Origin of the sequence: Rossellomorea sp. FM04394, from assembly GCF_041889765.1 — a bacterium.
GTDB lineage: Bacteria > Bacillota > Bacilli > Bacillales > Bacillaceae_B > Rossellomorea > Rossellomorea aquimaris_B.
In genome coordinates this window covers 2,966,771-2,992,531 of sequence record NZ_CP168654.1, presented here as the reverse complement: position 1 = coordinate 2,992,531, position 25,761 = coordinate 2,966,771, and the positions used below count along the sequence as shown (strand labels likewise).

General features: G+C 41.3%; 28 protein-coding genes. 22 read left to right on the top strand and 6 right to left on the bottom strand.

The genetic code is table 11. The features are described from left to right. Positions 1-378: 378 nt before the first annotated feature. Complete coding sequence (sigK, locus tag ACCB35_RS15185; RefSeq protein ID WP_044339577.1) at positions 379-1,095, bottom strand: RNA polymerase sporulation sigma factor SigK; 717 nt, start codon at positions 1,093-1,095, stop codon at positions 379-381. A gap of 197 nt (positions 1,096-1,292) precedes the next feature. Between sigK and ACCB35_RS15180 the strand changes: the two genes are divergently transcribed. Next, positions 1,293-1,430: a hypothetical protein gene (locus tag ACCB35_RS15180; RefSeq protein WP_172655779.1), complete on the top strand. Its 138-nt coding sequence runs from the start codon at positions 1,293-1,295 to the stop codon at positions 1,428-1,430. A gap of 67 nt (positions 1,431-1,497) precedes the next feature. On the opposite strand, the gene pssA is transcribed toward ACCB35_RS15180, so the two are convergent. Next, a complete protein-coding gene (gene pssA / locus ACCB35_RS15175) occupies positions 1,498-2,037 on the bottom strand; it encodes a CDP-diacylglycerol--serine O-phosphatidyltransferase (protein WP_044339578.1) in 540 nt (179 codons plus the stop codon). Positions 2,038-2,390: 353 nt separating this feature from the next. On the opposite strand from pssA, the gene ACCB35_RS15170 reads away from it, so the two are divergent. After that, positions 2,391-2,624: a phosphatidylserine decarboxylase gene (locus ACCB35_RS15170; RefSeq protein WP_374054353.1), complete on the top strand. Its 234-nt coding sequence runs from the start codon at positions 2,391-2,393 to the stop codon at positions 2,622-2,624. A 4-nt stretch (positions 2,625-2,628) separates the two neighbouring features. Here ACCB35_RS15170 and ACCB35_RS15165 read toward each other — a convergent pair whose 3' ends face one another. Next, on the bottom strand, positions 2,629-2,769 hold the full coding sequence (locus tag ACCB35_RS15165; RefSeq protein WP_044339579.1) for a sporulation histidine kinase inhibitor Sda: 141 nt from the start codon (positions 2,767-2,769) through the stop codon (positions 2,629-2,631). A gap of 436 nt (positions 2,770-3,205) precedes the next feature. On the opposite strand from ACCB35_RS15165, the gene ACCB35_RS15160 reads away from it, so the two are divergent. From ACCB35_RS15160 to ACCB35_RS15125, 8 genes are read left to right on the top strand one after another with little or no spacing between them, the layout of a single operon-like run. Further along, positions 3,206-3,754, top strand: coding sequence for a YqeG family HAD IIIA-type phosphatase (locus ACCB35_RS15160; protein ID WP_044339580.1), 549 nt, complete (start codon positions 3,206-3,208; stop codon positions 3,752-3,754). Beyond that, positions 3,751-4,851, top strand: coding sequence for a ribosome biogenesis GTPase YqeH (gene yqeH / locus ACCB35_RS15155; RefSeq protein ID WP_374054352.1), 1,101 nt, complete (start codon positions 3,751-3,753; stop codon positions 4,849-4,851). Before ACCB35_RS15160 ends, yqeH begins: the two co-directional genes overlap by 4 nt. A gap of 10 nt (positions 4,852-4,861) precedes the next feature. Further along, positions 4,862-5,707, top strand: a complete 846-nt coding sequence (aroE, locus tag ACCB35_RS15150; protein WP_374054351.1) for a shikimate dehydrogenase — start codon at positions 4,862-4,864, stop codon at positions 5,705-5,707. Then, entirely contained in the window at positions 5,694-5,987 is a 294-nt protein-coding gene (yhbY, locus tag ACCB35_RS15145; protein ID WP_044339582.1) for a ribosome assembly RNA-binding protein YhbY, read from the top strand. The genes aroE and yhbY overlap by 14 nt, the downstream gene beginning before the upstream one ends. Before the next feature lie 14 nt (positions 5,988-6,001). Beyond that, complete coding sequence (locus ACCB35_RS15140; RefSeq protein WP_044339686.1) at positions 6,002-6,568, top strand: nicotinate-nucleotide adenylyltransferase; 567 nt, start codon at positions 6,002-6,004, stop codon at positions 6,566-6,568. Continuing rightward, entirely contained in the window at positions 6,561-7,127 is a 567-nt protein-coding gene (yqeK, locus tag ACCB35_RS15135) for a bis(5'-nucleosyl)-tetraphosphatase (symmetrical) YqeK (protein WP_374054350.1), read from the top strand. Before ACCB35_RS15140 ends, yqeK begins: the two co-directional genes overlap by 8 nt. 4 nt (positions 7,128-7,131) lie before the next feature. After that, positions 7,132-7,485, top strand: coding sequence for a ribosome silencing factor (gene rsfS / locus ACCB35_RS15130; protein WP_044339584.1), 354 nt, complete (start codon positions 7,132-7,134; stop codon positions 7,483-7,485). Then, the gene (locus ACCB35_RS15125; RefSeq protein WP_374054349.1) at positions 7,486-8,232 is read left to right on the top strand and encodes a class I SAM-dependent methyltransferase; all 747 of its coding nucleotides are present in this window, start codon (positions 7,486-7,488) and stop codon (positions 8,230-8,232) included. Between the two features lie 763 nt (positions 8,233-8,995). Here ACCB35_RS15125 and comER read toward each other — a convergent pair. Beyond that, positions 8,996-9,817, bottom strand: coding sequence for a late competence protein ComER (gene comER / locus ACCB35_RS15120; protein WP_374054348.1), 822 nt, complete (start codon positions 9,815-9,817; stop codon positions 8,996-8,998). Positions 9,818-10,030: 213 nt separating this feature from the next. Between comER and ACCB35_RS15115 the strand changes: the two genes are divergently transcribed. From ACCB35_RS15115 to ACCB35_RS15105, 3 genes are all read left to right on the top strand, one after another. Further along, the gene (locus tag ACCB35_RS15115) at positions 10,031-10,504 is read left to right on the top strand and encodes a helix-hairpin-helix domain-containing protein (protein WP_374054347.1); all 474 of its coding nucleotides are present in this window, start codon (positions 10,031-10,033) and stop codon (positions 10,502-10,504) included. Between the two features lie 79 nt (positions 10,505-10,583). Then, on the top strand, positions 10,584-11,147 hold the full coding sequence (locus ACCB35_RS15110) for a ComE operon protein 2 (protein WP_374054346.1): 564 nt from the start codon (positions 10,584-10,586) through the stop codon (positions 11,145-11,147). Further along, entirely contained in the window at positions 11,140-13,419 is a 2,280-nt protein-coding gene (locus tag ACCB35_RS15105) for a DNA internalization-related competence protein ComEC/Rec2 (RefSeq protein ID WP_374054345.1), read from the top strand. The genes ACCB35_RS15110 and ACCB35_RS15105 overlap by 8 nt, the downstream gene beginning before the upstream one ends. 150 nt (positions 13,420-13,569) lie before the next feature. On the opposite strand, the gene ACCB35_RS15100 is transcribed toward ACCB35_RS15105, so the two are convergent. Beyond that, entirely contained in the window at positions 13,570-13,704 is a 135-nt protein-coding gene (locus tag ACCB35_RS15100; RefSeq protein ID WP_044339687.1) for a YqzM family protein, read from the bottom strand. Between the two features lie 294 nt (positions 13,705-13,998). Here ACCB35_RS15100 and holA point away from each other — a divergent pair, with 294 nt between their 5' ends. After that, positions 13,999-15,027 (top strand): DNA polymerase III subunit delta, encoded by a 1,029-nt coding sequence (gene holA / locus ACCB35_RS15095; RefSeq protein WP_044339590.1) that lies wholly within the window; start codon positions 13,999-14,001, stop codon positions 15,025-15,027. Between the two features lie 72 nt (positions 15,028-15,099). Here holA and rpsT read toward each other — a convergent pair whose 3' ends face one another. Next, positions 15,100-15,351, bottom strand: a complete 252-nt coding sequence (gene rpsT / locus ACCB35_RS15090) for a 30S ribosomal protein S20 (RefSeq protein WP_044339591.1) — start codon at positions 15,349-15,351, stop codon at positions 15,100-15,102. A gap of 202 nt (positions 15,352-15,553) precedes the next feature. On the opposite strand from rpsT, the gene gpr reads away from it, so the two are divergent. The 8 genes from gpr (at position 15,554) to dnaK (ending at position 25,720) form a co-directional block, all read left to right on the top strand. Further along, positions 15,554-16,663, top strand: coding sequence for a GPR endopeptidase (gene gpr / locus ACCB35_RS15085; RefSeq protein ID WP_374054344.1), 1,110 nt, complete (start codon positions 15,554-15,556; stop codon positions 16,661-16,663). Between the two features lie 574 nt (positions 16,664-17,237). Next, positions 17,238-18,446, top strand: a complete 1,209-nt coding sequence (spoIIP, locus tag ACCB35_RS15080; protein ID WP_374054343.1) for a stage II sporulation protein P — start codon at positions 17,238-17,240, stop codon at positions 18,444-18,446. Positions 18,447-18,466: 20 nt separating this feature from the next. After that, positions 18,467-18,802: a DUF3679 domain-containing protein gene (locus tag ACCB35_RS15075; protein ID WP_374054342.1), complete on the top strand. Its 336-nt coding sequence runs from the start codon at positions 18,467-18,469 to the stop codon at positions 18,800-18,802. 205 nt (positions 18,803-19,007) lie between these two features. Continuing rightward, on the top strand, positions 19,008-20,840 hold the full coding sequence (gene lepA, locus ACCB35_RS15070) for a translation elongation factor 4 (protein ID WP_374054341.1): 1,833 nt from the start codon (positions 19,008-19,010) through the stop codon (positions 20,838-20,840). A gap of 65 nt (positions 20,841-20,905) precedes the next feature. Continuing rightward, positions 20,906-22,063 carry a radical SAM family heme chaperone HemW gene (gene hemW / locus ACCB35_RS15065; RefSeq protein WP_374054340.1) on the top strand — a complete coding sequence of 386 codons (1,158 nt, stop codon included), beginning with the start codon at positions 20,906-20,908 and terminating at the stop codon, positions 22,061-22,063. An 86-nt stretch (positions 22,064-22,149) separates the two neighbouring features. Then, on the top strand, positions 22,150-23,184 hold the full coding sequence (hrcA, locus tag ACCB35_RS15060) for a heat-inducible transcriptional repressor HrcA (protein ID WP_044339688.1): 1,035 nt from the start codon (positions 22,150-22,152) through the stop codon (positions 23,182-23,184). Positions 23,185-23,281: 97 nt separating this feature from the next. Then, positions 23,282-23,851, top strand: a complete 570-nt coding sequence (grpE, locus tag ACCB35_RS15055; RefSeq protein ID WP_374054339.1) for a nucleotide exchange factor GrpE — start codon at positions 23,282-23,284, stop codon at positions 23,849-23,851. 39 nt (positions 23,852-23,890) lie between these two features. Then, positions 23,891-25,720, top strand: coding sequence for a molecular chaperone DnaK (gene dnaK / locus ACCB35_RS15050; RefSeq protein ID WP_044339598.1), 1,830 nt, complete (start codon positions 23,891-23,893; stop codon positions 25,718-25,720). Positions 25,721-25,761: the final 41 nt, after the last annotated feature.

The following is a 25,761-nucleotide window of genomic DNA, read 5'->3' as shown; positions in this document are numbered from 1 at the left end:
GCCGAGGAGGCTCACCGCCAGCCCCGCGGAAAGCGAGCATCCTGGAGCGGAAATCAACTAGTACTTTCTCCTCTACAATAGCAACAAACTTTACGAAAAGAGCCTTTTTAATTAGGCGTTGCCATGGTCCTAGACAGACACAGTTCTGTCAATCTTTAGTAATAAGTTGTTCACGAATGAGAGGGGATTATCCGGCTTTTCGTGATACATTAATAGTAAGAAGAGCAGGTAGTAATGACTGCTAAAGAGGGAGTGAGATTACGATGTTTTCAATGATAATGGGTCTTATCGTAACATCTGTGATTGGTCTGATTATTGCCGCTGAAGTCAGTGTTGAATAGCATATAAAAAAAGCGATCCGACACTGGATCGCTTTTTTCATGATTTATTCCGTTTTTCTTTTTCCTCGCGATAAAATTCATGAAACATCTTCATGAGTGCCCTTTTCTCGATTCGTGATACATAGCTTCTTGAGATCCCTAATTCCTTGGCAATTTCCCGCTGGGTTTTTTCCTCTTTCAAGTCTAATCCGAATCGCCCGACGATCACTTCTTTTTCCCTCTCGTCCAGCACACAAATGTATTTTCTTACCTTTTCAAGTTCCATACTTAATTGGATCGTATCAATGACATCATCACTCTCAGACTTTAAGATATCAATCAAGCTGATTTCGTTTCCTTCTTTATCTTGACCGATGGGATCGTGAAGAGAGACATCCTTTTTCGTTTTTTTGAGTGCACGAAGATGCATAAGGATTTCATTCTCGATACAACGTGCCGCATATGTTGCAAGCTTTGTGCCTTTTCCTTCTGAATAACTTTCAATTGCCTTGATCAATCCGATGGTCCCGATGGAAATTAGATCTTCTGGATCTTCGCCTGTGTTTTCGAATTTCTTGACGATGTGAGCAACCAATCGCAGATTATGTTCAATGAGCATGTTTCGGGCATGCTCATCTCCTTCTGCCATCAGCCTTAAATATTTTCGTTCATCTGCTGCAGATAGAGGTTGAGGGAATGCATTATTCTTTACGTAAGAAACGAGGAAAATTAACTCTTTAAAGAAATACCCCAGTGCCGTTAGAACTCCAGACATATTCACACCTCCATGAGGACTTAAGCCCATACTCATTCATATGATAAGTTGGGGATGTCCTTGCATGTCCCTGGAAAGTAATCCAAGAAAACGCAAACTTTCTTTCCGGAAGATCGGGTAATAAAGTTGGAAACTGCCTATACGCTATTTCCCTAAGAACATATACTAGTAGTAAAAGTAGGTGAGGAGGTATTGCAATGCCGTATGGATACCCTTGTTATGGACCAGTCTATCCAGGTTATTATGGTGGTGGCGGATTCTACTTCGCTCTAGTCGTTGTATTACTAATCTTACTTTTCCTATTTGGTGGATGGTGGTACTATAATAACTGTTAGCCTGACAAGTACAACGCTTATATCCAAACAGAGCCCTGTTCCGTGTGGACAGGGCTCTGTTAAACTCTTACATTTTCTTTAAAGTAAACGGGCTAACCATTAAAATGGACAGAATGATTGTCATAAATAAAATAAGTACGCTTGAAACAAAAGGGATGGCGAAATAGCACAGGGTCAGTAAACATCCGGCTACCGTTATGGGTAATCCCGTAAAATAGCCATCGTTCTCTGAAATATTGAAGCGAGCCAATCGAAAAGCACCACACCCTATATAAAATATGGTGAAAAACATACCTGGAAAGTCATACTGATTCAGCACGGCTGTATAAAGTAGTAATGCAGGCGCTACGCCGAATGATATAATGTCACTCATGGAGTCCAGCTGCTTTCCTAATTCTGACTCAATGTTCAATCTTCTCGCAACCATCCCATCAAAGCGGTCTGTCAAGGCTGCGACGAAAATGAGTAACAAACTCAGGTTCAGTTGGTTATGAAGAATTGAAATGATGGCAAATCCACCTAAAGATAAGTTGGACAAGGTGATGAGGTTGGCCGTTTGAGCCTTAAGCTTTTTAAATGTTTGATCGACGACTTCGGAGAGAAACAATCAAAACTCACTCCTTTAAAATAAGTTTGCTCACTATTGAACATAATTTCCGGTTCACATTTCCACGTATCTCATGAATTGCAGAAGCAATGGCCCGGTGGTTACTGCTACATCCAATGGTGAAAAAAGATTCTTATAAATATAGTATATAATAATATTTTATTATATACTTATTAAACTGTTAAAGTTAATCGTTTTTTAGAAATTTGTGAGGGATATTAATGAAGCAACCATTTATCGTCTATTTATTGAACTAACAAATATAAAATGGTCCTCTTATATGATCAGGAAATTTGTACAGTCTCCTTTGAGTCGGCCGTTTGTTTCATCCTTCATCAAAACGTACAAAATAAATGTGGATGAAATGCGTTGATTATGTCCATGAAAGAAAAGAGTGGAAACAAGGCGAAGAAGTCGCATACTTCAGCTTCGGCTCCACAGTCATCCTTCTATTTGAAAGGGATACATTCCAATTCTCCAGGAACAAAGAAATTCCAAGGGATGTAACCGTCGGTGAAACAATTGGAGATTTCAGATCAATAAAAAAGAGGACGGATTTGATACAAATCCGTCCCATTTCATGTTAGTATTCTACGATGTAGCTTTTATTTTATTAGTAAGAGATCGACGGTGAATTTCCATTTCGATGAGGCGAATGAATTCTGTATTGAGTTTCAACTCCAACGCTTTGAAATAAGAATCAATCAACAGTTCGTCCGATAATTTCCTCATTAATGCCACCTCCAATAACCATCATCTTTTTTATTTCTAAATATCATGTTTTGTACGTTTTTAAGTAGTAATTAAACTTTACCAAAATTATTTTTTTAGAACAAGCGTTCCGTTATCCACAGTTTGCGGTGGATAAGTTGTGACTAACTTGTATATAACTGGTAAATAAGCGATATTTATGTCTTGTATAATGTGAATAAGGTTATCCACAACCAGGAGGGAAACTGGGAATTTGTCGAAAAATATTTATTCTCCATGGGAATATTTATAGAATCCCTTGAATATATGTGATTTATTTTGAATCTGCAGGGAAAATTGGTTATCATTAATCTGTTATAGGTTAAAAGATACTTATAGAAAGAATTTGGTATCCGCAGAAATCAATGGACGTGAAGCTATAAGATTATGAACAAAAAGTAAAACATCAAGTGAATAAATGATAAAGAAATTTGAGGTGCTGCAAGTGATAAAGCAATTTTTACCCGATGAACAGGTTCAAGATATTTTCAGTATCAGACCGGAGTATTTAAAACAAAAAGGAATTAAAGGGATCATTACAGATTTAGATAATACGTTGGTGGAATGGGATCGTCCCAATGCCACTCCCAAACTAATTCAGTGGTTTAAAGAAATGCAGGAGCATGGAATCCTTGTGACCATTGTGTCCAATAATAATAAAAACCGTGTGGGAGCATTTGCCGAGCCTTTAGGCGTTCCTTTTATATTCCAGGCACGTAAACCAATGGGACGTGCTTTTAAAAGGGCGATCAAAGAAATGGGTATAAAGAAGGAAGAGTCGGTAGTGATTGGAGACCAGCTGTTAACGGATGTTTTAGGCGGTAATCGAAATGGCTTCCATACGATCCTTGTAGTTCCGGTTGCACAATCAGATGGATTCATCACAAAGTTCAATCGTCGTGTAGAACGGAGAATAATGAAGTTTTTCAAGCGTAAAGGCATGCTTGAGTGGGAGGATAAAAAGTGAGTCAAGTTGTTTGTATAGGATGTGGCGTTGAAATCCAGACGGAGAATAAGGAAGGAATGGGGTATGCACCTCCTTCAGCTCTGCAAAAGGAAGAGATTATTTGTCAACGTTGCTTTAGATTAAAGCATTATAATGAAGTCCAGGATGTCCCCTTAACGGATGATGACTTCTTGAAAATATTAAATGAACTTGGCGATTCAGAAGGGTTGATTGTCAAGGTCGTCGATATATTTGATTTCAATGGAAGCTGGCTGCCTGGATTGCATCGTTTCGTGGGTTCCAACCCGATTCTGCTCATCGGAAACAAAGTGGACCTGCTTCCGAAGTCTGTGAAACACTCCAAGCTGATTCATTGGATGAAGCATGAAGCCAGTCAATTGGGATTGAAGCCTATTGATGTTCAATTAGTGAGTGCCGCAAAAGGACAGGGAATTACTGATGCGATCGAAGCGATCGAGCATTATCGAAATGGAAAAGATGTGTACGTAGTTGGGTGTACAAACGTTGGGAAATCAACGTTCATCAACCGTATTATCAAGCATGTCTCAGGAGAACAGGATGTCATTACGACGTCTCACTTCCCCGGTACCACACTTGATATGATTCAAATTCCGCTTGATGATGAAGAGTCGCTCATCGATACTCCAGGAATCATCAATCATCATCAGATGGCCCATTTTGTAGATAAACAGGATTTGAAAATCATTACCCCTAAAAAAGAGATCAAGCCGAGAACCTTCCAGTTGAATCCTGAACAAACCCTGTTCTTCGGTGGGCTGGCACGCTTTGACTTCATGGCAGGTGAGCGCCAGCCATTTACTTGCTATTTCTCAAATGAGCTGACCATTCATCGTACAAAGATTGAAAAAGCCGATGAGCTCTATAAGAACCATGCAGGTGAACTGTTGCAACCGCCAAGAAAAGATGACATGGACACATTCCCTCCACTTGTGAGGCATGAGTTCAGAATTAAAGAAGCAAAAACGGATATCGTCTTCTCAGGTTTGGGATGGATTACAGTGAATGAAAGAGGGGCGACCATTGCTGCCCATGTTCCTAAAGGCGTTAGTGTTTTTTTGAGAAAATCATTGATCTAGGAGGGATTCTGTGGCTCTTTATGGTGTTATAGGTGATCCGATTGCCCATTCTATGTCTCCCGAGATGCATAATGCTGCGTTCAGAGAATGTGGAATGGATTCTGATTACGTGAAATTTCACGTGAAGAAAGAGCAGCTTCCAGAAGCCATTGATGGAGTTAAAGCGCTAGGGATTCAAGGAGTGAATGTGACAGTTCCCCATAAGGAGCATGTCATGCCTCTATTAGATGAAATCGATCCACTGGCAGAGGCAATCGGGGCAGTGAATACGATTGTCAATGAAAATGGCAAGCTGATCGGTTATAATACAGACGGTCTTGGGTTTGTGGAAGGCTTGAAAAATATAGCGGATGAACAACTTGAAGATAAATCGATGCTGATTATCGGTGCCGGTGGCGCTGCGAAAGCCATTTATTATTCTCTTGCTTCGTTGGGAGTGAAGAGAATCGATGTGACCAACCGGACGGCACTGAGAGCTGAAACGATGATCGAAGCGTGCCCTTTCGATTTGGACTCAGGATTTCTATCTTTAGAAGCTGCAGAAAGCGCATTGGGCCAATATGATGTGATCATCAATACAACATCTATAGGAATGTTTCCTCTTATAGATGACAGTCCGTTAACCATCAAAGAATTAAAAGAGGGATGCATCGTTAGTGACATTATCTATAATCCTTTGGAAACAGCTTTATTGAAACAAGCGAATCAGAAAGGTGCCCGTACTCAAAATGGCCTTGATATGTTTGTGTACCAGGGAGCCCTTTCGTTTGAAAAGTGGACAGGGATCTTTCCACCATATTCGATTATGAAAAACACCGTTTTACAACAACTAGGAGGTCAACATGTTAACAGGTAAACAAAAAAGATATTTACGTTCTGAAGCACATCATTTAAATCCGGTTTTCCAAGTGGGAAAAGGCGGAGTCAATGAAAATATGATCAAAACAATCGGAGAAGCGATTGAAGTAAGAGAACTGATGAAAATCAGTGTTCTTCAAAACTGCGATATGGATAAGTCTGAGGTTGCCGACCAGCTTTCAAAAGGAGTAGGAGCAGAGATTGTCCAGATCATTGGAAGTACCATCGTCCTTTACAAAGAATCGAAGGAAAACAAGCAATTAATCCTACCACGATAAGGATTGATAAAATGATGAAAAAGGTTGGACTCCTTGGAGGGACATTTAATCCTCCTCATATGGGCCACTTGGTGATTGCCGAACAGGTGTTGAAGAAGGCAAACTTAGATGAAATTCGATTTCTTCCCAATCATGTTCCTCCTCATAAACAAGTGGATGACCGTGTAACGGCGAATCAGCGCCTCTTCATGCTGCAACAAGCGATTAAGGGCAACCCCAACTTTTCCATTGAGCGGATCGAACTGGAAAGAGAGGGTGCCTCATACACCTACGACACCATCAAGCTATTAACCGAGAGGGAAGAGGAAACCGAGTTTTCTTTTATAATAGGCGGGGATATGATCGAATATCTCCCGAAGTGGTATCGAATCGAAGATCTTCAGGAAATGGTGAGGTTTATTGGTGTCAATCGTCCTTCCTATTCACATGAGACTTCATTTGATGTTCAGTTGATTAAGATTCCAGAAATAGATATTTCTTCTTCCTATATTCGCGATACAGTGAAAAAGGGACAATCGGTTCGCTACTTGGTTCCAGATGATGTGTATCGATTCATAAAGGAGGAGAAGTTGTATGAATAGGGAAAAAGCTTTAAGAATCGTGAAAGACCATTTAACGGAACATCGTTATTTACACACTTGTGGTGTCATGGAAACGAGTATAGAGCTTGCGAAACGGTATGGAGCCGATGCGAAAAAGGCGGAAATAGCGGCGATTTTCCATGACTATGCGAAGTTCCGGGATAAAGAGGAAATGAAACGGATCATTGTAGAAGAGAAGCTCTCTCAGGACCTATTACTGTACAATAGCGAGCTCTGGCATGCACCTGTAGGAGCCATACTTGTAGAGCGTGAAGTTGGTATACAGGATGAAGATATTTTAAATGCCATCCGCTGCCACACTTCAGGAAAAGAAGAGATGACGATTCTTGACAAAGTGATCTATTTAGCTGATTACATCGAGCCGAATCGTCGCTTTCCCGGGGTGGAAGAAGTGAGGGAAATCGCTAAAGAATCATTGGATCAAGGCCTTTTAAAGGCTCTTCAAAATACGATGATGTTTCTTATGAAAAAAAATCAAGCGATCTATCCTGATACATTTCGCTTTTATAACGGATTAATTTTAAACCAGAGGAGATGAAGGAATGGAACAAAATTTAGTAGAATTAGCGTTTAATGCCGCTGATGATAAACGTGCTGAAGATATTGTTGTATTAGACATGAAAGGTGTTTCTTTAATTGCGGATTATTTTCTGATCTGTCACGGGAACTCAGACAAACAGGTACAGGCCATTGCCCGTGAATTAAAGGATAGAGCAGAAGAAAACGGCTATACAGTCAAACGTTTGGAAGGATTTGATCAAGCACGCTGGATCTTGGTCGACTTAGGTGATGTCGTCGCTCACGTATTCCATAAAGAGGAGAGAGGCTACTATAATCTTGAGCGCTTATGGGGAGATGCATCCTTCGTAGAAGTTGGACAAGGTGAGAGTCACTAAATGAGTTATGAACGTTTTGCTTATATGTACGATTATTTAATGCAGGACGTCCCATATGACGGCTGGTTGGAGTTTGTCAATAAACAAGCTGATGCCCATTCAATCCAAGGGAAAAGGGTCCTTGATATCGCTTGTGGAACAGGGGAGTTGTCACTGCGCCTTGTCCGGGATGGTTACGATGTCACAGGCGTCGATCTCTCCCAGGATATGCTGATGGTTGCTCAGGAAAAGGCTTTAGAAATGAACGTAAAGCTAAGCCTGTTTCAACAGGATATGTCAAAGCTTGATTCACTTGGTGAATACGATCTTATCACGATTTTTTGTGATTCCCTGAATTACCTGGAAGACGAACTTGACGTGAAGAACACGTTCAAAAGTGTATTTGCTCATCTGAAGCAGGATGGCTTATTCCTGTTTGATGTGCATTCCATTTTCAAAATGACGCAAATATTTATAAACAAGACGTTTACCCTTACGGATGATCATGTTTCTTACATTTGGGATTGTTTCCCTGGGGAAACGCCCAATAGTGTAGAGCATGAACTGACTTTTTTTGTGAAAGATGAGGAAACGAATCAGTACGAAAGAGTAGAAGAGCTTCACAAACAGAGGACATACCCCATCCTGTCCTTAAAGGAATGGTTAAAGGATGCAGGGTTTGAAGTGTTGAATGTCTCTGCAGACTTCACAGAAGAAGCTCCTGCAGACCAAAGTGAAAGAATCTTCTTTACCTGTAAGAAGAAATAATAAAAAGCCGGATCGTCTCTGAAAAGAGAAATGGTCCGGCTTTTTTGAATGGCCTTATCTTAAAGATTTATAAAAAAGTTCTGCAAAGTTTGTTGCTATTGTAGAGAAGAAAGTACTAGTTGATTTCCGCTCCAGGATGCTCGCTTTCCGCGGGGCTGGCGGTGAGCCTCCTCGGCTGCGCCTCCGGGGTCTCACCTGTCCAGCTACGGGGCTTAGGGGCTCGAGGTCATAAGCCAAGTCTGCCAAAAAGGCAAAGTGCGCCTTTCCGGCAGACTCGTCTTACTGAGCTAAGCCCCTCCGCTTTTCATACTGTCCAGCTATTCCCGCAGGAGTCGAGAATCCTTCCGCTCCAATCAACTTTCTGAGGATGAATCCTTAATGGAAAACAATTAAAATAAGATTTTTAGCAAACAACCTTATTTAAGGGTAGAGATTGATTTCCCTTTTATGAAAGAAGAATTATATTTTCTAGTTAAATGACTTTCTTGTACATGTTGAAGCTCTGTCACAGAAATTCTGTTGAAGATGGTGAGGGGAACTGCGTAGACTCCTGCGGAAGTACGGGCGTGCCGAGACCCCGTTCGGCTAAGCTGAGGAGGCTCGGCCGAACGTCCGAGGAAAGCGGAGCAGTTCCCCTCACCATCCAGACATATTAATTGACAGAGCAATGCAGAACTTATGTTGAAAATAACAATCTTTGCGAAAAAACGTAAAAAAAGAAGGAAAAATTCATTTTATGTCGAAATATAAAAAAGGAGTCCCGCTAGACTCCAAATTGTGATTTCGTTCCTTCAATATCATCCACGAACTTTTCCTGAGTGGCCTCAAATAATTTCTCGAAGACATCTCCCAGCTCTCTTTCCATTACGGAAATACCTATTCCAGTCACTCCGCCTTTAACACAAACTTTTTCTTGAAGTGTCGGCAGTGTATAAATGTTTTTCTTTAATAAATCCCCAAGGCCAACGAGCATTTCAGATGCCAGGACGGTAGCCGTTTCCCTGTCAATTTCCGTCACTTCCACAGCAGCGTTAATAAATCTTTGCGTGACATAACTGAAAAAAGCAGGTCCGCAACTGACAATGTCAGAAGCCACTCGCGTCACATTTTCATCAATCACTACAGGTGTGGAAATATGCTCAACCAGTCTAGTTAAATCCCGCCTCCATTTATCTGAACAACGACTTCCATACGTTAAAAGTGACACACCGCTCAGTGCACGATTTGTAATGCTTGGAATGAATCGTGCGCATGAACTGGACAGTAGGGACTCTAACTGATCCACGCTTACTGGACTGGTTATCGAAACAACGCATTTATCCTTTGTAAAGCTTTTCTTATTCTCCTGGATCACATCATATACATCATGAGGTTTGACACAAATGAAAATTAAGTCGGATGACACAATCACTTCTTCGTTTGAATACCTTACATTCACTTTGTTCCATTTCTCTTTTATATCCTCGGCCTTTTTTACAGAACGATTCGTAATATGAAGATGTGAAGGAGAAATCGCCTTTGATTCAATGAGAGCTTCAATAATGATTTTCCCCATGTTTCCCGTTCCAATAATACCTACTTTCATGTTCAGCCCTCCTTCTATCACACTCTCTCCTAAAACTTATGAATTCCTTGCAATGAATATTCCACCAGAGGTGATTTCCTGTGCAGTCCCTAATTGAAAAGTACAGAACGGTCCTAGTCATTTTGGCGATTTGTTCCATTGTCCTGATAGCCTATATACTAAAAAGTGCTTCCAAAGCTCCAGTGAACGAGGCTTCTTTTACAGCAGCCCCTGTTGAAAAAAGAAAAGGAACCTGAAGAAGTGAAATCCGTCGGAAAAGTGTATGTTGACGTAAAGGGAGAAGTTGTTCGCCCGGGATTATATGAGGTGAAACAGGGCGATCGGCTAAAGTTTGTGATCGACCGAGCGGGTGGTTTCACAGCAGAGGCAGATAAGAAAGTGATCAATCTGGCGGTTAAGGTATCAGACGAAATGATGATTTATGTTCCTAAGATCGGAGAAATTGAAACGCCCCGGCTGGCTCCTCCTGCACCCCTGACCGATTCAGGAAAGGATAGAATAAACATTAATACAGCCACTCAACAGGAATTCGAAACCCTGCCTGGAATTGGTCCCGCTAAAGCGTCGACCTTTATCCAATATCGAGAAGAAAATGGTCCGTTTGAGGCTATAGAAGATATTAAAAACATTTCTGGAGTCGGTGAAAAAACCTTTGAGAAATTAAAAGAATATATTTATGTCCAATGAATTGACGAACATAGGAAGTCTATATACACTTAAACAGACAAATAAAATGTAGCTAAAAAACAAAGAAAGGGGATTAGGGATGGATAGAATCGCTTGGCATCAATATTTTATGGCTCAAAGTCAGCTCCTTGCCCTGCGCAGTACGTGTACGAGACTGGCAGTCGGGGCAACCATCGTTCGTGAAAAACGAATCATTGCAGGAGGCTATAACGGATCCATCGCAGGAGGGGATCATTGTATAGACGAAGGATGCTATGTAATTGACAATCATTGCGTCAGGACCATCCATGCCGAAATGAATGCCTTGCTGCAATGTTCAAAGTTTGGCGTGGGAACGGAGAATGCGGATATCTATGTGACTCACTTCCCATGTCTTCAATGCTGTAAGGCTCTTATTCAGGCAGGAATCAAAACGGTTTATTACGCAAAAGACTATAAAAATCATCCTTACGCCGTTGAACTTTTCGAAAAGGCAGACGTCCATGTTGAGAAAGTTCCATTTGAAGAAAGCAGCATAGACGTAAAACACAAAGAAAAGGCATCCATGATGGTCCAATTAATCGAAGACTTGAGAAAACAGGGTGCTGCAGAAGAGAAGCTCAATTACTATGAACAAGAATACATAAAACTCTTTAATGAATAGAGGAATATGCCTTTACCTGGCATTTTCAGTACTTTCAGGGACGCTTCTGGCACTTCAATTCCATTGGGGTGCTGTCGTTCTTGCTTTGCTCCTTCTATCCCTTTTCCTCAGGAAAGTGACCTTCACCATTCTCCTCCTCTGCTTCTCATTTCTCTTCATTTCCTTTCTCAACACCACTATTCAAGAAAAAAGGCAGAAAACCGTCCTCCCATCAGAACCTTCACCAAACGTCTTTCAAATAGTTATCAATGACATTCCAACCATCGATGGGAGTACCTTTGTTTCCCTGGCAAAAATAAAGAGGGAGAAGGTTCTCTTGCGCTATTATTTCTCTTCAGATGAAGAAAAACGGCAATTTCAACAAGTAAAGCCCGGTTTTGCCTGCGAAGTGAAGGGAGAGTTGACAGAGCCCAAACCTAATAAAAATCCAAACTTATTTCACTATAAAAATTATTTAGCTCAGCGGGGAGTATATTGGATTCTCGACATACAGGCATTCGGGGAATGCGAGGATCAAAGCGGGTGGAAACACGCACTCATACATCTTAGATTCGATGGACTGAAGAAAATCGAAAGGGAATTTCCAACTTCCACAGTAGGAGTGACCCAAGCGTTGATGTTTGGAGAAACGAATATGATCTCAGAAGATACGATGCAGGCATTCAGGGAACTCGGCGTCGTTCATTTACTGGCGATTTCGGGCTTGCACGTCGGGTTGATATTTGCCATTCTCCATTATTTCCTATTAAGAATAGGCATCACAAACGAAGCGGTGACATGGATAGGGATTTTTTTTCTCCTATGTTACATCTTACTGACAGGAGCATCCCCTTCTGTTATCAGGGCATCCTCCATGCTGATTGTGATACTTATGAGCAGAAAAGTGGCTAAGGGCTTAAATACGATTGACAGTTTAGCGGTAGTGTTTATCATCATTGTATTATACGAACCCTTTTCTATTTTCAATGTGGGATTTCAGCTGTCATTTATGGTGAGTTTTTCTCTTGTGATATCTTCATCAGCTATTTTAAATACATCGTCATCCATCGTTCAATTGCTTAAAGTAACGCTTGTTGCCCAGCTATCTTCACTGCCCATCGTCATCTATCATTTCTATGAATTCTCCTTGATAGGCTTTCTCACGAATCTTCTTTATGTACCCCTTTTCTCACTCATTGTTCTTCCCCTTTGCATCGTTGTCTATTTTCTTACGTCTTTTCTATCTCTCGAGTGGTTGTTGCTCATCTATAAATACCTTCTGGATGGTATACAATGGATCTCTTCGGCGATTGCATCTTTTCCATTCAGTACTATTGTGCTGGGGAAGCCTCATTTTCTTTTGCTGCTAGGTTATTTCTTCGTTATTTACATTGTCTTCATTTGGTTTGAACAAAGAAAATATATTCTTTCCGGACTGTTCCTACCTCTCTATGCAGGCTCTCACATGCTCATTAACACCTATAATCCCTATGGAGAAATCGTATTCATAGATGTTGGGCAAGGGGATGCTACATTGATCAAGCTTCCATACAATCGAGGTACCTATCTTATCGATACAGGCGGGGAAGTGCAGTTTCCGAAAGAAAAGTGGGAAGAGAGAAAGAATCGTTTTTCCGTAGGGGAAGACATCGTCGTTCCTTTTTTGAAAAGTAAAGGTATCACGTCCATTGACACCCTGATCTTAACACACGGAGATCTCGATCATATTGGGGGAACAGAGGCGATACTTGAAGAAATGAAAGTGGGAGATCTCTTGATCAGCCCTGGCAGCGAGGAGAAAGGTGAAATGAAGAGAATCGTGAAAATCGCCCAACAAAAGGGAATTCCTGTTGAAGAAGCCCTGTATCCACACAGTTGGGGTGGTGATAAGGATGGACTTCATGTTGTTTCGCCTCAGGACAAGGAATATGAAGGCAATAATGACTCAATTGTCTTATATGGAGAAATCGGGTTTTTGAAATGGTTATTTACTGGAGATTTAGAAGAGCAAGGGGAGAAAGAATTCATCCGGACCTTCGATTTGCCGATTGATGTGTTAAAAGTAGGTCATCATGGGAGTAAAACGAGTACAACAGAGGAGTTCCTCATTGAAACCAATCCGTCTGTCGCGGTGATCTCAGCGGGTGAAACCAATCGATTTGGGCACCCTCATCCTGAAATAGTGGAACGATTGGTTAGAAGCGGAATAACTATATATAGCACCGGAGAAAATGGGGCGATCACCTATCGTTTTCGGGATAAAAAAGGAACGTTTTCAGCCCACCTGCCATAGGATGTATGACAAAACAATTTAAGCGCTAATGAAAAAGGGGCAGACCCATCACAAAGAGTCAGGCGCCTTCAAACCATCTGTATGATACACCAGTACCATATATGGAAGTTGAAGAAACCGGAATCTTTAAGGTCTGCCTCCTATCTTTCATTAAGAGCCAATTAACTTAATAACAGTTGCAATAACGAACATTGTAGCAAAGAATCCAAAAGAAACAATAAAGCCAACGCCTGAATCTACTGCATCATTTCTTTTTGATTGTACATTCTTTTCAAATTGGTTCACAACTACCCCTCCTATTTCTATTCTAGTATAGAACATCGCTATTAAAAAATCTATACTTCCCTTTACTTTTTCCTTTACTGACAAGAGTTGTCACCTATAAGTTCCCCGTACTGGGTGACACTAATCATTACAAAGGAAATACCGCTTAACGGAAAAGGTTCCTAGGTCTTCTCCGTTAACGTTAATATAGATATAGGGGGTGTCCTATATGAAGGATGTCCCCTTTACCCCTTGTCAAAACCAAAAAGCTTTTTTACCATAGAGTAGAGAAAAGAATTAATGGAGAGTGCTGACTTGGTTATTGATATTTGGAAAAAAATAGAGAAATCTCAATTCTCAGCTATATATTTAGTTTACGGAAATGAGTCATTTATTATTAATGAAACGAAACAAAGAATTGTCTCAAGTGCCCTTTCAGAAGAAGAAATGGATTTTAATTTTTCCAGTTATGATTTGGAAGAAACACCTATAGAAGTGGCGATAGAAGATGCAGAAACCTTTCCATTCATGGGGGAGAGAAGGGTCGTCATACTCCAAAACCCTGTTTTTTTGACCGCTGAAAAAACAAAAGAGAAGGTAGAGCATAACATTAAACGATTGGAACAATACATACAATCCCCTGCTCCTTATACAGTACTGGTCTTTACAGCGAATTATGAAAAACTGGACGAGCGTAAAAAGATTACGAAATCTTTGAAGAAATTAGCAGAAGTCGTAGAGGCGAAAAAGCTGAATGAGCATGAATTAAAATCCTGGGTAAGAGAAAGGGCGGCCTCTAATAGTGTTCAGATAGATGAAGATGCCATTGAATTATTGCTGACCCTCGCTGGAACAAACCTGATGATGCTTACGCAAGAACTGGACAAACTTTCCCTATACGCAAGCGATACAAACAGAATCGATGTGGAAGTGGTGGAACGTTTAACAGCCAGATCCCTGGAACAAAATATCTTTACCTTAGTGGACAAGGTCGTTCAAAGAAGGATCGACGAAGCATTAAGAATTTATTACGATCTCCTCAAGCAAAACGAAGAACCGTTGAAAATTCTATCGATCCTGGCAGGACAGTTCAGGCTCATATACGGAACGAAGGAACTATCACGAAGAGGATACGGCCAGCAAAAAATTGCGTCCTACTTGAAAGTGCATCCTTTCCGGGTGAAGCTTGCGGCTGGGCAGGCGAAGCATTTCAACGATAAACAACTTGCCCATATCATCGAATTGCTATCACAAGGAGATTACGAAATCAAAACAGGGAAAATCAAAAAAGAACTGATGATTGAAATGTTTCTGTTTAAACTTCATGATCAGAGTTTTACTTAAAGACAATCCTTTAATGAATAATAGAAATCAAAAGAAAAACCACCTGCCCGGGGGCGAGGTGGTTTTTTTCAATTAGTTCGCTTTTTTCATAAGGCGAGACTTTTGACGATCCGCAGCGTTTTTGTGGATAAGACCTTTTTGAGCTGCTTTGTCTAATTGACGAACCGCTTCTGTTGCTAATTCTTTAGCGTTGTCTGCGCTGTTAGCAGCTGCAGCTTCTGCTTTCTTGATAGCAGTACGCATTGTAGATTTCACAGCAGCGTTTTGAGCGTTGCGCTCGTTGCTAGTTTTTACACGCTTGATAGCTGATTTGATATTTGGCATTCCTGTCACCTCCTATAAAAGGATCGAGATTCTATGTGACTCGATTTAAATTCCTAAACAATAAGAACAAATGATATTTTATCAAACGAACAGTGATATTGCAATACTATGTAGTGAAATTAAACGGGTGAATGAACACATACTAAAAAGGTAAACATAAAAAAATAGTAGATAAGATCCCAAGCTTGGAGGTAGAGTCGAAATGAAGAACGAAGAAATCGATCTAAGTAAATATTCCATTCGTACCGATCTTGCCGTTGAAGCAAGAGAAATGGTGGTCAGTGATAAAGCGGAAGATACGTCTTCCATCCAAGGAGTCATGATCAAAGAGAAAGAAGAAGATGGGGTGAAAGTTTCCCTTGTCACCGTTACACCTGAAGGAGAAGAGAAAATCGGTAAAAAACCAGGGAACTACTTAACCATCGAGGCTCATGGAATTCGCCAGGAAAATGCAGAACTGCAACAAAGAGTCGAAAAAGTATTTGCGAATGAATTTAATCAGTTTTTAATTAATAATAAAATCAGTAAAAATGCAAGCTGCTTGATTGTCGGACTCGGGAACTGGAATGTAACCCCCGATTCTTTAGGCCCCCGCGTATGTGAAGATATCATTGTGACGAGACATCTTTTTGAACTTCAGCCGGAATCAGTGGAAGAAGGTTATCGCCCGGTCAGTGCACTCGTTCCTGGAGTGATGGGACTGACGGGAATTGAAACGAGCGATATCATTTTCGGTGTTGTGGAGAAATCCAAGCCCGACTTTATTATCGCCATAGATGCCCTGGCATCCCGTTCCATTGAACGCGTCAATTCCACCATCCAGATATCCGATACTGGTATACATCCGGGATCGGGAGTTGGAAATAAACGGAAAGGACTCGATCAGGAGACGTTAGGTGTTCCGGTCATTGCTATCGGTGTTCCTACCGTACTCGATGCTGTCACCATCGTAAGCGATACAGTGGACTTTCTTTTAAAACATTTTGGAAAAGAGATGAGAGAAGGGGGACGGCCTTCGAGATCCCTTGCCCCGGCGGGATTAAGCTTCGGAGAAAGAAGGAAATTAACCGAAGAGGATCTTCCGGAAGAACAGCATCGTCAAACATTCATGGGAATTGTGGGAACTCTCGAGGATCAGGAAAAACGAAAACTGATTCATGAGGTGTTAGCTCCGATCGGCCACAACCTGATGGTTACCCCTAAAGAAGTGGACGTGTTCATGGAAGATATGGCCAACCTCATCGCAAGCGGACTGAATGCTGCACTGCATGATGCGGTTGATCAGGAAAATACGGGGTATCAGACGAGATAGATGGCAGGTGAAAGTAGCGCCTTAGGGGTAGGTAATGACCCTTGAGGCGTTTTTTTATGAATTGTAAATAGAGTTATCGGATCTTGAGGAATTGTCAGCTCACGGATTCGGAATCATTGTGATTTTTTAAGTTTAGATTGTTTAGAAAAGATTGTTTCGCTGATATATTGGAAATTTCGCTGATAAAAGTTCCTATTTCGCTGATAAAATCAGAATTTCGCTGATAAAATGAAAAATTCGCTGATATCCAAAAAGGGGACAGGGTTTTTCTGTCAAAATTGAGATTTATTTGCCGCATAAACCGAAAAGTTTAGAATTAAGGCAGATTTTCACCTGAAAGTGGCCTACTCCTGCCTCAAAAATCGTCATTTTCCCTCTCAAAAAAGAAATTTCCTACTCATCCCCACATCACTCTAGCTAATGAACCCTCTTCAACCCTTGTCACCTCCATAAAAATAATAGATTCCCCGTTTAACTTTTCACCAATAACCTCATAATGACTACTAAATATAGTTCTACTTTCTCTAGCAATGTCATAGGTTGTACTAGAGTAGAGAAAAGAAAGGGTGAGGGAATGAGGTCGTATAAAGCGTCCAATTATGTAGTAGCGATTAATATGTCAACGATATTGAAAGGGATGTTGATCTTCATTGTAGGATTGCTCTCGATTTTTTCAATAACGGGCATCCTCACTTCCTTAAACCCGGAGTATAGAATTACATCGAATTCATTGAATCAAGCAGCTTCCAATGTGAAGGGTGATGCATTATATAAGATCTTGGCATTAGAAAACCGGGCTTTTAATCAAATTTTGAATGAAGAAGAACAGGCTTTACCGAATTTGTCATCCCTCCTATTTCAGGTGGCTACCAATGTGAGCTTTGAAGATCCCCGAAGTTTCCTGGGGAGAGAGTTGCCGGGATTTTCGATTTTCGATGGTGACATTCTAGTGGCCGGGGAGGGGACCGATTTTACGAATATGCCGATTGAATCTGTCCCTCCTCCCGAAGCCCTCGAGGCAGGGAATGAAGCACCACTCAAGAATGTAGAGAATTTTAATGAATCAGATCAAAAGAGTGGGGATGTGGCACCGCCTTTATCAACTGGAGATAAAAAGACGGTTCATCTTTACTTCACACATACCCGTGAATCCTATCTGCCTTACTTGGAGGGGGTAACGAATCCGGATTCAGCCATGCACTCGGAAGTAAATGTCACCAAGGTGGGGGATATGGTGAAGAAGTATTTAGAGGGACTTGGAATTGGGACGACCATCGATAAAACCGATGTGATAGCGAACCTGAACAACAAAGGATTGGACTATTGGGCTGCATATCAGGAGTCCAGACCCTTAGTGCAGGCTGCCATGACGAGTAATAAAGACTTGCTGTATCTGGTTGACATACATCGGGATTCACAAAGAAGGGCTGTTACGACGGGGACCATCAACGGCAAATCCTATGCCAAGCTGGCGTTTGTAGTCGGGGAAGAGCATCCGAATTACGAGCAGAATTTAAAGGTGGCAACAGAGCTTCATAAGTTATTGGAAGCTAACTATAAAGGAATTTCACGTGGAGTGATTGCGAAAAAGGGAAGCGGTACAAACGGTAAGTTCAACCAGGATCTTTCAAGTAACGCCATGTTACTGGAATTTGGCGGAGTGGATAACACGTTTGAAGAACTGGAACGATCTGCACAGGCTTTCGCTGAAGTATTCGCTGATTATTATTGGCAGGCTGAAAAGGTGAATCATGTACCTGTAACTCCTGCAGTAAGTCAGTAATTAAAAGGGTGAATGAAACCATGACAAAATTCTTTTTTAAATGTGCACTACTGATATCTGCATTATTCATTGGTGTTCTGATCGGGATGGAGTATGCCAATCAGGGGATTGTGGAAATGAAGGGGCATGAACAGCAGAACTTCACTTCTCCGGTGGGGGTGAGTCAGGACGGGGAAGGGAACGTCGAGGCGTCTTTCCTCGGAAATGAAGTTGAATCCAAAACGTTAAGTGAAAAGAAAGAGAAATTAGAAGATATGAAAGCCTTTAATGCCTTTTCCTCGATCGGGAAAGCATTGGCGAATACCATTGAAAGCATTACCAACGAAATAGTGAACTTTATCGCTTCGTTGATATAAACGGGAAGAGAAGGCTGGGTAATATTACTGCCTTCTCTTTTTGATGTCCAGTATTCATTGGATTTGTGCCACCCGAATTAATAATGCCTTGCATTAAAATGGACAATTCCCGCATAGCCCTTCAGTTTACATTGAATAATATATAGTCTACTGCTATAATTCAAAATAGTGTACATGTGTGGAAATAACAGGAGTTGAACGTATAATGAACCGTGAAGAGAAATTAGAAAGACAATCAAGAATTAGAAACTTTTCGATCATTGCTCATATAGATCATGGGAAATCTACCCTTGCCGATCGTATCTTAGAGAAAACGAAAGCACTGACGGCACGTGAAATGAAAGAGCAATTGCTAGATTCAATGGATCTGGAAAGAGAACGTGGAATCACCATCAAATTAAATTCTGTGCAATTAAAGTATCAAGCGAAAGACGGTGAAGAATACATCTTTCACCTCATTGATACACCAGGGCACGTCGACTTTACATACGAAGTATCTCGTAGTTTAGCTGCTTGTGAAGGGGCCATCCTTGTAGTTGATGCAGCTCAAGGGATTGAAGCCCAGACATTGGCGAACGTGTATCTTGCCTTAGATAATAACTTAGAGATCCTTCCTGTCATCAATAAAATCGATCTTCCGGCAGCAGATCCGGAAAGGGTGCGACAAGAAGTGGAAGACGTGATCGGACTCGATGCATCAGAGGCAGTACTTGCCTCTGCTAAAGCAGGGATCGGGATTGAAGAAATCCTTGAGCAAGTGGTTGAGAAGGTACCTGCACCAGTTGGAGATCCCGATGCGCCTTTAAAAGCGCTGATCTTCGATTCCTTATATGATGCATATAGAGGAGTCGTTGCCTACATCCGTGTGATGGAAGGGAGCGTCAAAGTAGGGGATAAGGTCCGTATGATGGCAACAGGGAAAGAGTTTGAAGTGACCGAGATCGGTGTCTTCACTCCTAAAGCCACGGGTCAGAAAGAACTGACGGTCGGGGATGTCGGTTACCTGACAGCCGCTATCAAGAACGTAGGGGACACCCGTGTGGGGGATACCATCACCCTGGCGAAAAACCCTGCTCAGGAAGCATTACCTGGATACCGCCGACTGAACCCTATGGTCTATTGCGGTTTATATCCAATCGATTCAAATCGCTATAACGACCTTAGAGAAGCACTTGAAAAACTTGAATTGAATGACTCTGCACTTCAGTATGAGCCGGAAACATCACAAGCGTTAGGATTTGGATTCCGTTGTGGATTCTTAGGTCTTCTTCATATGGAAATCATCCAGGAGCGTATCGAGCGTGAATTTAAGATTGACCTTATTACGACAGCGCCAAGTGTTATCTATCATGTTAAGCTGACAGATGGGGAAGAAGTGAAGGTGGATAATCCGTCCATGATGCCTGATCCTCAAAAAGTGGATCATGTTGAAGAGCCTTATGTTAAAGCTACCATCATGGTTCCAAACGATTACGTTGGAGCCGTAATGGAGCTCTGTCAAGGAAAACGAGGTAACTTCATCGACATGCAGTATATGGATGATACTCGAGTGAACATCGTATATGAAATTCCGCTTGCTGAAATTGTGTATGATTTCTTCGATCAGCTAAAATCCAATACGAAAGGGTATGCTTCATTTGATTATGAGCTGATTGGATACAAAGAATCCAAGCTTGTGAAAATGGATATCCTTTTAAACGCTGAAAATGTCGACGCTTTAAGCTTTATTGTTCACCGCGACTTCGCTTATGAACGCGGGAAGTTGATTGTAGAGAAGCTGAAGGAATTAATTCCGAGACAGCAATTCGAAGTTCCCGTCCAGGCAGCGATCGGTCAAAAGATCGTCGCAAGATCGACTATTAAAGCCATTCGTAAAAACGTTCTGGCAAAATGTTACGGTGGAGATATCTCACGTAAACGTAAACTTCTTGATAAACAAAAAGAAGGTAAAAAACGTATGAAGTCCGTTGGTTCTGTCGAAGTTCCACAAGAAGCCTTCATGGCCGTCCTGAAAATGGACGATACAGATAAAAAATAATTGTCTCGAAGATAAAGGGGGAAAGTGGCTTGTACTAAACAAGCACTGCTTACCCCCTTTTCTCTATGAATGCCCCAAAAGGAGGGATAAACTTGGTGAAATCAGCTTATATTCATATACCTTTCTGTGAACACATCTGTCACTATTGTGATTTTAATAAAGTCTTTTTAGAAGGACAGCCTGTAAATGAATACTTAATCAGCTTAGGAAATGAAATGAAGAATAGAGTCATGTCCCAAGACAAACTTGATACGATTTTTGTCGGTGGCGGCACTCCTACTTCATTGAATGCAAACCAGCTGGAAATGCTATGCGAATCCATCACGACTCATCTGCCCTTTGATCAGGGTGAATTCACTTTTGAAGCAAACCCCGGAGATTTGACCGAGGATAAACTCCGTGTCCTAAAGGACCATGGTGTGAATCGACTAAGCTTCGGTGTCCAGTCGTTCAATGATGACCTTCTAAAAGGAATTGGACGCACGCATAAAAGCGAAGATGTGTATACATCTGTGGAAACGGCTCAAAAAGTAGGATTCTCGAATATCAGCATTGATCTGATTTATAGCCTGCCTAAGCAAACAGAGGAAGATTTTCAAGATACATTGAAAAAAGCACTTGATCTTGATCTTCCCCATTACTCGGCTTATTCACTCATCGTAGAGCCGAAGACGGTCTTCTATAACCTGATGAGGAAAGGGAAGCTATCATTGCCTTCTCAAGATCAGGAAGCGGCTATGTACGAGATTCTGATCGAAACGATGGAGAAATACGGGATCAATCAATATGAAATCAGTAATTTCGCCAAAACCGGATTTGAAAGCAAACATAATCTCGTTTATTGGGACAATAATGAATATTATGGTTTGGGTGCCGGTGCACACGGATATATAAACGGAGTACGTTATTCCAATTACGGTCCCCTTAAAAAATATATGGACCCGATTGCAGAAGGTTCCCTGCCTACCATCCAGCAGCATGAAGTCACCAAAGCCGAAATGATGGAAGAAGAAATGTTCCTCGGATTACGTAAGGTAGAAGGTGTGAGCAAATCCATATTCCAACAGAAATTTGATTGCAGCGTGGAGTCCGTCTTTGGTACCTCAATCTCCGAAATGGAGAAGCGAGAACTGCTTTTAGTAGATGAGGAGCGTGTGGCACTTACGAAGCAGGGACGCTTTTTAGGTAACGAAGTGTTTCAATCTTTTCTGGGAGTAATCTAATATATTGACATCCCTTTTCTGATTTGATAATTTATTAATTAGATTTAGCACTCATCAGAAGAGAGTGCTAACAGGGGTGATGAATGTTGTTAACAGATCGACAACTTCTAATTCTTCAAGTGATTATTGATGATTTTATTCTGTCAGCTCAGCCTGTCGGTTCCAGGAGCTTGTCGAAGAAGGATGAGATTTCGTTCAGCTCGGCTACGATTCGAAATGAAATGGCTGATTTGGAGGAATTGGGTTTTATTGAAAAAACACATACTTCTTCAGGTCGTGTTCCATCTGAAAAGGGTTATCGTTATTACGTGGATCACTTGCTTTCTCCTCAGAAATTAAAGAAGAACGATGTGCATGCATTACGCTCCATTTTCACTGAGCGAATATATGAATTGGAGAAAGTGGTCCAGAAGTCGGCAAAGATCCTTTCGGAGCTGACGAATTATACGACAATCGTATTAGGACCTGATTTGAAGGAGAATAAGCTGAAAAAAATTCAACTTATTCCTCTGAACAAAGATACAGCTATTGCCATTATCGTGACGGATAACGGACATGTTGAAAATAAACTTTTCCACATTCCGCCTACAATGGATGCAGCAGAGCTTGAGAAGCTCGTTTATATCTTGAATGACCGGTTATCGGGGGTTCCGATTAGTGAATTGAACGATAAAATCTTTAAGGAAGTCGCCCTTTTACTTAGAGAGCATATTCAGAACTATGATTTTATCCTTCACTCCATAACGGACTCTTTTAACCCGTCGGTTACAGATAAGCTGTTCTTTGGAGGGAAAACCAATATACTTAATCAACCTGAGTTTAATGACGTCCAAAAGGTTCGAATGCTCCTTGAAATGATTGAACAGGAAGAAAGCATCTACAACTTGATCCGTCCATCCGCTACAGGATTGAATATTAAGATTGGGAAAGAAAATGATCATCTTGCTATGGAGAATTGTAGTCTCATAACCGCTACTTATTCTATTGGTAAAGAACAATTAGGTTCCATTGCGATTATCGGACCTACTCGAATGGAGTATTCCCGTGTCGTTAGTTTACTTAATTTCTTTTCAAATGATATGTCCAAGGTTCTTACGAAGCTGTATCAAAGTGAAGATTAGTGGACATATTGTATAAAGGAAAATAGGGCCACGGAAGCAGGTTTTATGCTCTTCTGGCGCCTTGGAATGGTCGCAGATTTTTAAGGAGGTGAATGTTATGTCTGAAGAAACAAAACAAGAACAGCAAGAAGCGAAAGAGGAAAAAAGCGAAGCGGTGGAAGAAGTATTCGCTGAAGGACCTCAAGTGGAAGAAGTGACAGAAGAAGAACAACACGAATCAGATGAGCTTTCACAATTAGAAGAAAAGCTGAATGAGTCTGAAAATCGTTATCTTCGTTTAAGAGCTGATTTCGATAACTTCCGCCGTCGCGTAAATGTGGAAAACGAAGCGAAGGAGAAATATCGTGCTCAAGGACTTATTACAGAACTATTGCCAGCACTTGATAATTTCGAGCGTGCTTTAAATATAGAGGCTGATAATGATCAAACGAAAACACTGCTGCAAGGAATGGAAATGGTTCACAGAAGCATTGTTGAAGCCCTTAAGAAAGAGGGAGTGGAACCAATTGAAGCGGTAGGTCAACAGTTTGATCCTCACTTGCATCAAGCTGTTATGCAAACAGAAGAGGAAAACGTCGATAGCAATGTGGTTGTCGAGGAATTCCAAAAAGGATATAAACTAAAAGACAGAGTAATTCGTCCTTCCATGGTGAAGGTCAATCAATAATAAAGACATTACATATACAAAATAGGGAGGTTTCTTACTATGAGTAAAATTATCGGTATTGACTTAGGTACAACAAACTCATGTGTATCAGTACTTGAAGGCGGAGAACCAAAGGTCATTGCAAATGCAGAAGGAAACCGCACAACTCCTTCAGTTGTTGCGTTCAAAAATGGTGAAAAGCAAGTCGGGGAAGTAGCGAAGCGTCAAGCCATCACGAATCCAAACACGATTATCTCAGTGAAACGTCACATGGGGACAGATCACAAAGTAGAAGCTGAAGGTAAAGAATACACTCCACAAGAGATTTCAGCTATGATTCTTCAACACTTAAAATCATATGCAGAAGACTATCTTGGAGAAAAAGTTGAAAAAGCGGTTATCACAGTACCTGCTTATTTCAATGATGCAGAGCGTCAAGCTACCAAAGATGCCGGGAAAATCGCAGGTCTTGAAGTTGAGCGTATCATCAATGAGCCAACTGCTGCAGCACTGGCATATGGGCTGGATAAAATGGATCAAGATCAAACCATCCTTGTTTACGACCTTGGTGGCGGTACATTCGACGTATCCATCCTTGAACTTGGTGACGGAGTATTCGAAGTGCGTTCTACTGCCGGTGACAACCGTCTTGGTGGAGACGACTTTGACCAAGTGATCATCGATTACCTTGTAGCTGAATTCAAGAAAGAGAACGGAATCGATCTTTCTAAAGATAAAATGGCTCTACAACGTCTTAAGGACGCTGCTGAGAAAGCGAAGAAGGATCTTTCCGGTGTGACTTCAACTCAGATTTCACTTCCATTCATCACGGCTGGAGAAGCTGGACCGCTACACTTGGAAGTGACTCTATCAAGAGCGAAATTCGATGAAATCTCTTCAGATCTTGTAGAGCGTACAATGGGACCAACTCGTCAAGCAATGAAAGATGCTGGTCTTTCTGCAAGTGAAATCGATAAGATCATTCTTGTAGGTGGTTCAACTCGAATCCCAGCTGTACAAGAAGCGATCAGAAAAGAAACAGGTAAAGAGCCATCTAAAGGTGTTAACCCTGACGAAGTTGTAGCGATGGGTGCAGCGATTCAAGGTGGAGTTCTGACAGGAGACGTAAAAGACGTTGTCCTACTTGACGTTACACCACTATCACTTGGTATCGAAACAATGGGTGGCGTATCAACGAAGCTGATCGAGCGTAACACAACGATCCCGACGTCTAAATCACAAACATTCTCAACTGCTGCGGATAACCAGACAGCTGTTGATATCCATGTCTTACAAGGTGAGCGCCCTATGGCAGCTGATAACAAAACTCTTGGCCGTTTCCAATTAGCGGACATTCCGCCGGCACCACGTGGAGTACCACAAATCGAAGTGAAATTCGATATTGATAAAAATGGTATCGTGAATGTAAGCGCGAAGGATCTTGGAACAGGTAAAGAGCAAAACATCACGATCAAATCTTCTACAGGTCTTTCAGATGATGAAGTAGAACGCATGGTGAAAGAAGCAGAAGAAAATGCCGAAGCGGATAAAAAACGTAAAGAGGAAGTTGAACTTCGCAACGAAGCCGACCAACTTGTATTCCAAACGGAAAAAACGTTAAAAGATCTTGAAGGCAAAGTGGAAGAAGATGAAGTGAAAAAAGCGGAAGATGCGAAAGCTGAATTGAAAGAAGCGATCGAGAAAGACGATCTGGATCTTATCCGTGAAAAGAAAGATGCATTACAAGAAATCGTTCAAAGCTTAACGATGAAGCTTTATGAACAGGCTCAAGCGGAAGCTCAAGCAGCTCAAGGAGCAGAAGGCGAAGCTTCGAAAGACGACGATGTAGTCGATGCTGAATACGAAGAAGTAAACGACGACAAGAAATAATCCAGTATGAACGAAAAAGTCAAAGTCAGGGCGGTTCTTGG

Excerpts from the sequence above, each read along its gene's own strand:
- ACCB35_RS15160 (WP_044339580.1), top strand. The coding sequence starts at position 3,206 with ATGATAAAGAAATTTGAGGTGCTGCAAGTGATAAAGCAATTTTTACCC.
- grpE (WP_374054339.1), top strand. The coding sequence starts at position 23,282 with ATGTCTGAAGAAACAAAACAAGAACAGCAAGAAGCGAAAGAGGAAAAA.
- ACCB35_RS15170 (WP_374054353.1), top strand. The coding sequence starts at position 2,391 with ATGTGGATGAAATGCGTTGATTATGTCCATGAAAGAAAAGAGTGGAAA.
- rsfS (WP_044339584.1), top strand. The coding sequence starts at position 7,132 with ATGGAACAAAATTTAGTAGAATTAGCGTTTAATGCCGCTGATGATAAA.
- sigK (WP_044339577.1), bottom strand. The coding sequence starts at position 1,095 with ATGTCTGGAGTTCTAACGGCACTGGGGTATTTCTTTAAAGAGTTAATT.
- gpr (WP_374054344.1), top strand. The coding sequence starts at position 15,554 with ATGAAGAACGAAGAAATCGATCTAAGTAAATATTCCATTCGTACCGAT.
- ACCB35_RS15075 (WP_374054342.1), top strand. The coding sequence starts at position 18,467 with ATGACAAAATTCTTTTTTAAATGTGCACTACTGATATCTGCATTATTC.
- comER (WP_374054348.1), bottom strand. The coding sequence starts at position 9,817 with ATGAAAGTAGGTATTATTGGAACGGGAAACATGGGGAAAATCATTATT.
- ACCB35_RS15110 (WP_374054346.1), top strand. The coding sequence starts at position 10,584 with ATGGATAGAATCGCTTGGCATCAATATTTTATGGCTCAAAGTCAGCTC.
- rpsT (WP_044339591.1), bottom strand. The coding sequence starts at position 15,351 with ATGCCAAATATCAAATCAGCTATCAAGCGTGTAAAAACTAGCAACGAG.
- ACCB35_RS15180 (WP_172655779.1), top strand. The coding sequence starts at position 1,293 with ATGCCGTATGGATACCCTTGTTATGGACCAGTCTATCCAGGTTATTAT.
- ACCB35_RS15125 (WP_374054349.1), top strand. The coding sequence starts at position 7,486 with ATGAGTTATGAACGTTTTGCTTATATGTACGATTATTTAATGCAGGAC.
- yhbY (WP_044339582.1), top strand. The coding sequence starts at position 5,694 with ATGTTAACAGGTAAACAAAAAAGATATTTACGTTCTGAAGCACATCAT.
- spoIIP (WP_374054343.1), top strand. The coding sequence starts at position 17,238 with ATGAGGTCGTATAAAGCGTCCAATTATGTAGTAGCGATTAATATGTCA.
- hemW (WP_374054340.1), top strand. The coding sequence starts at position 20,906 with ATGAATGCCCCAAAAGGAGGGATAAACTTGGTGAAATCAGCTTATATT.
- lepA (WP_374054341.1), top strand. The coding sequence starts at position 19,008 with ATGAACCGTGAAGAGAAATTAGAAAGACAATCAAGAATTAGAAACTTT.
- dnaK (WP_044339598.1), top strand. The coding sequence starts at position 23,891 with ATGAGTAAAATTATCGGTATTGACTTAGGTACAACAAACTCATGTGTA.
- yqeK (WP_374054350.1), top strand. The coding sequence starts at position 6,561 with ATGAATAGGGAAAAAGCTTTAAGAATCGTGAAAGACCATTTAACGGAA.
- ACCB35_RS15165 (WP_044339579.1), bottom strand. The coding sequence starts at position 2,769 with ATGAGGAAATTATCGGACGAACTGTTGATTGATTCTTATTTCAAAGCG.
- ACCB35_RS15105 (WP_374054345.1), top strand. The coding sequence starts at position 11,140 with ATGAATAGAGGAATATGCCTTTACCTGGCATTTTCAGTACTTTCAGGG.
- ACCB35_RS15140 (WP_044339686.1), top strand. The coding sequence starts at position 6,002 with ATGAAAAAGGTTGGACTCCTTGGAGGGACATTTAATCCTCCTCATATG.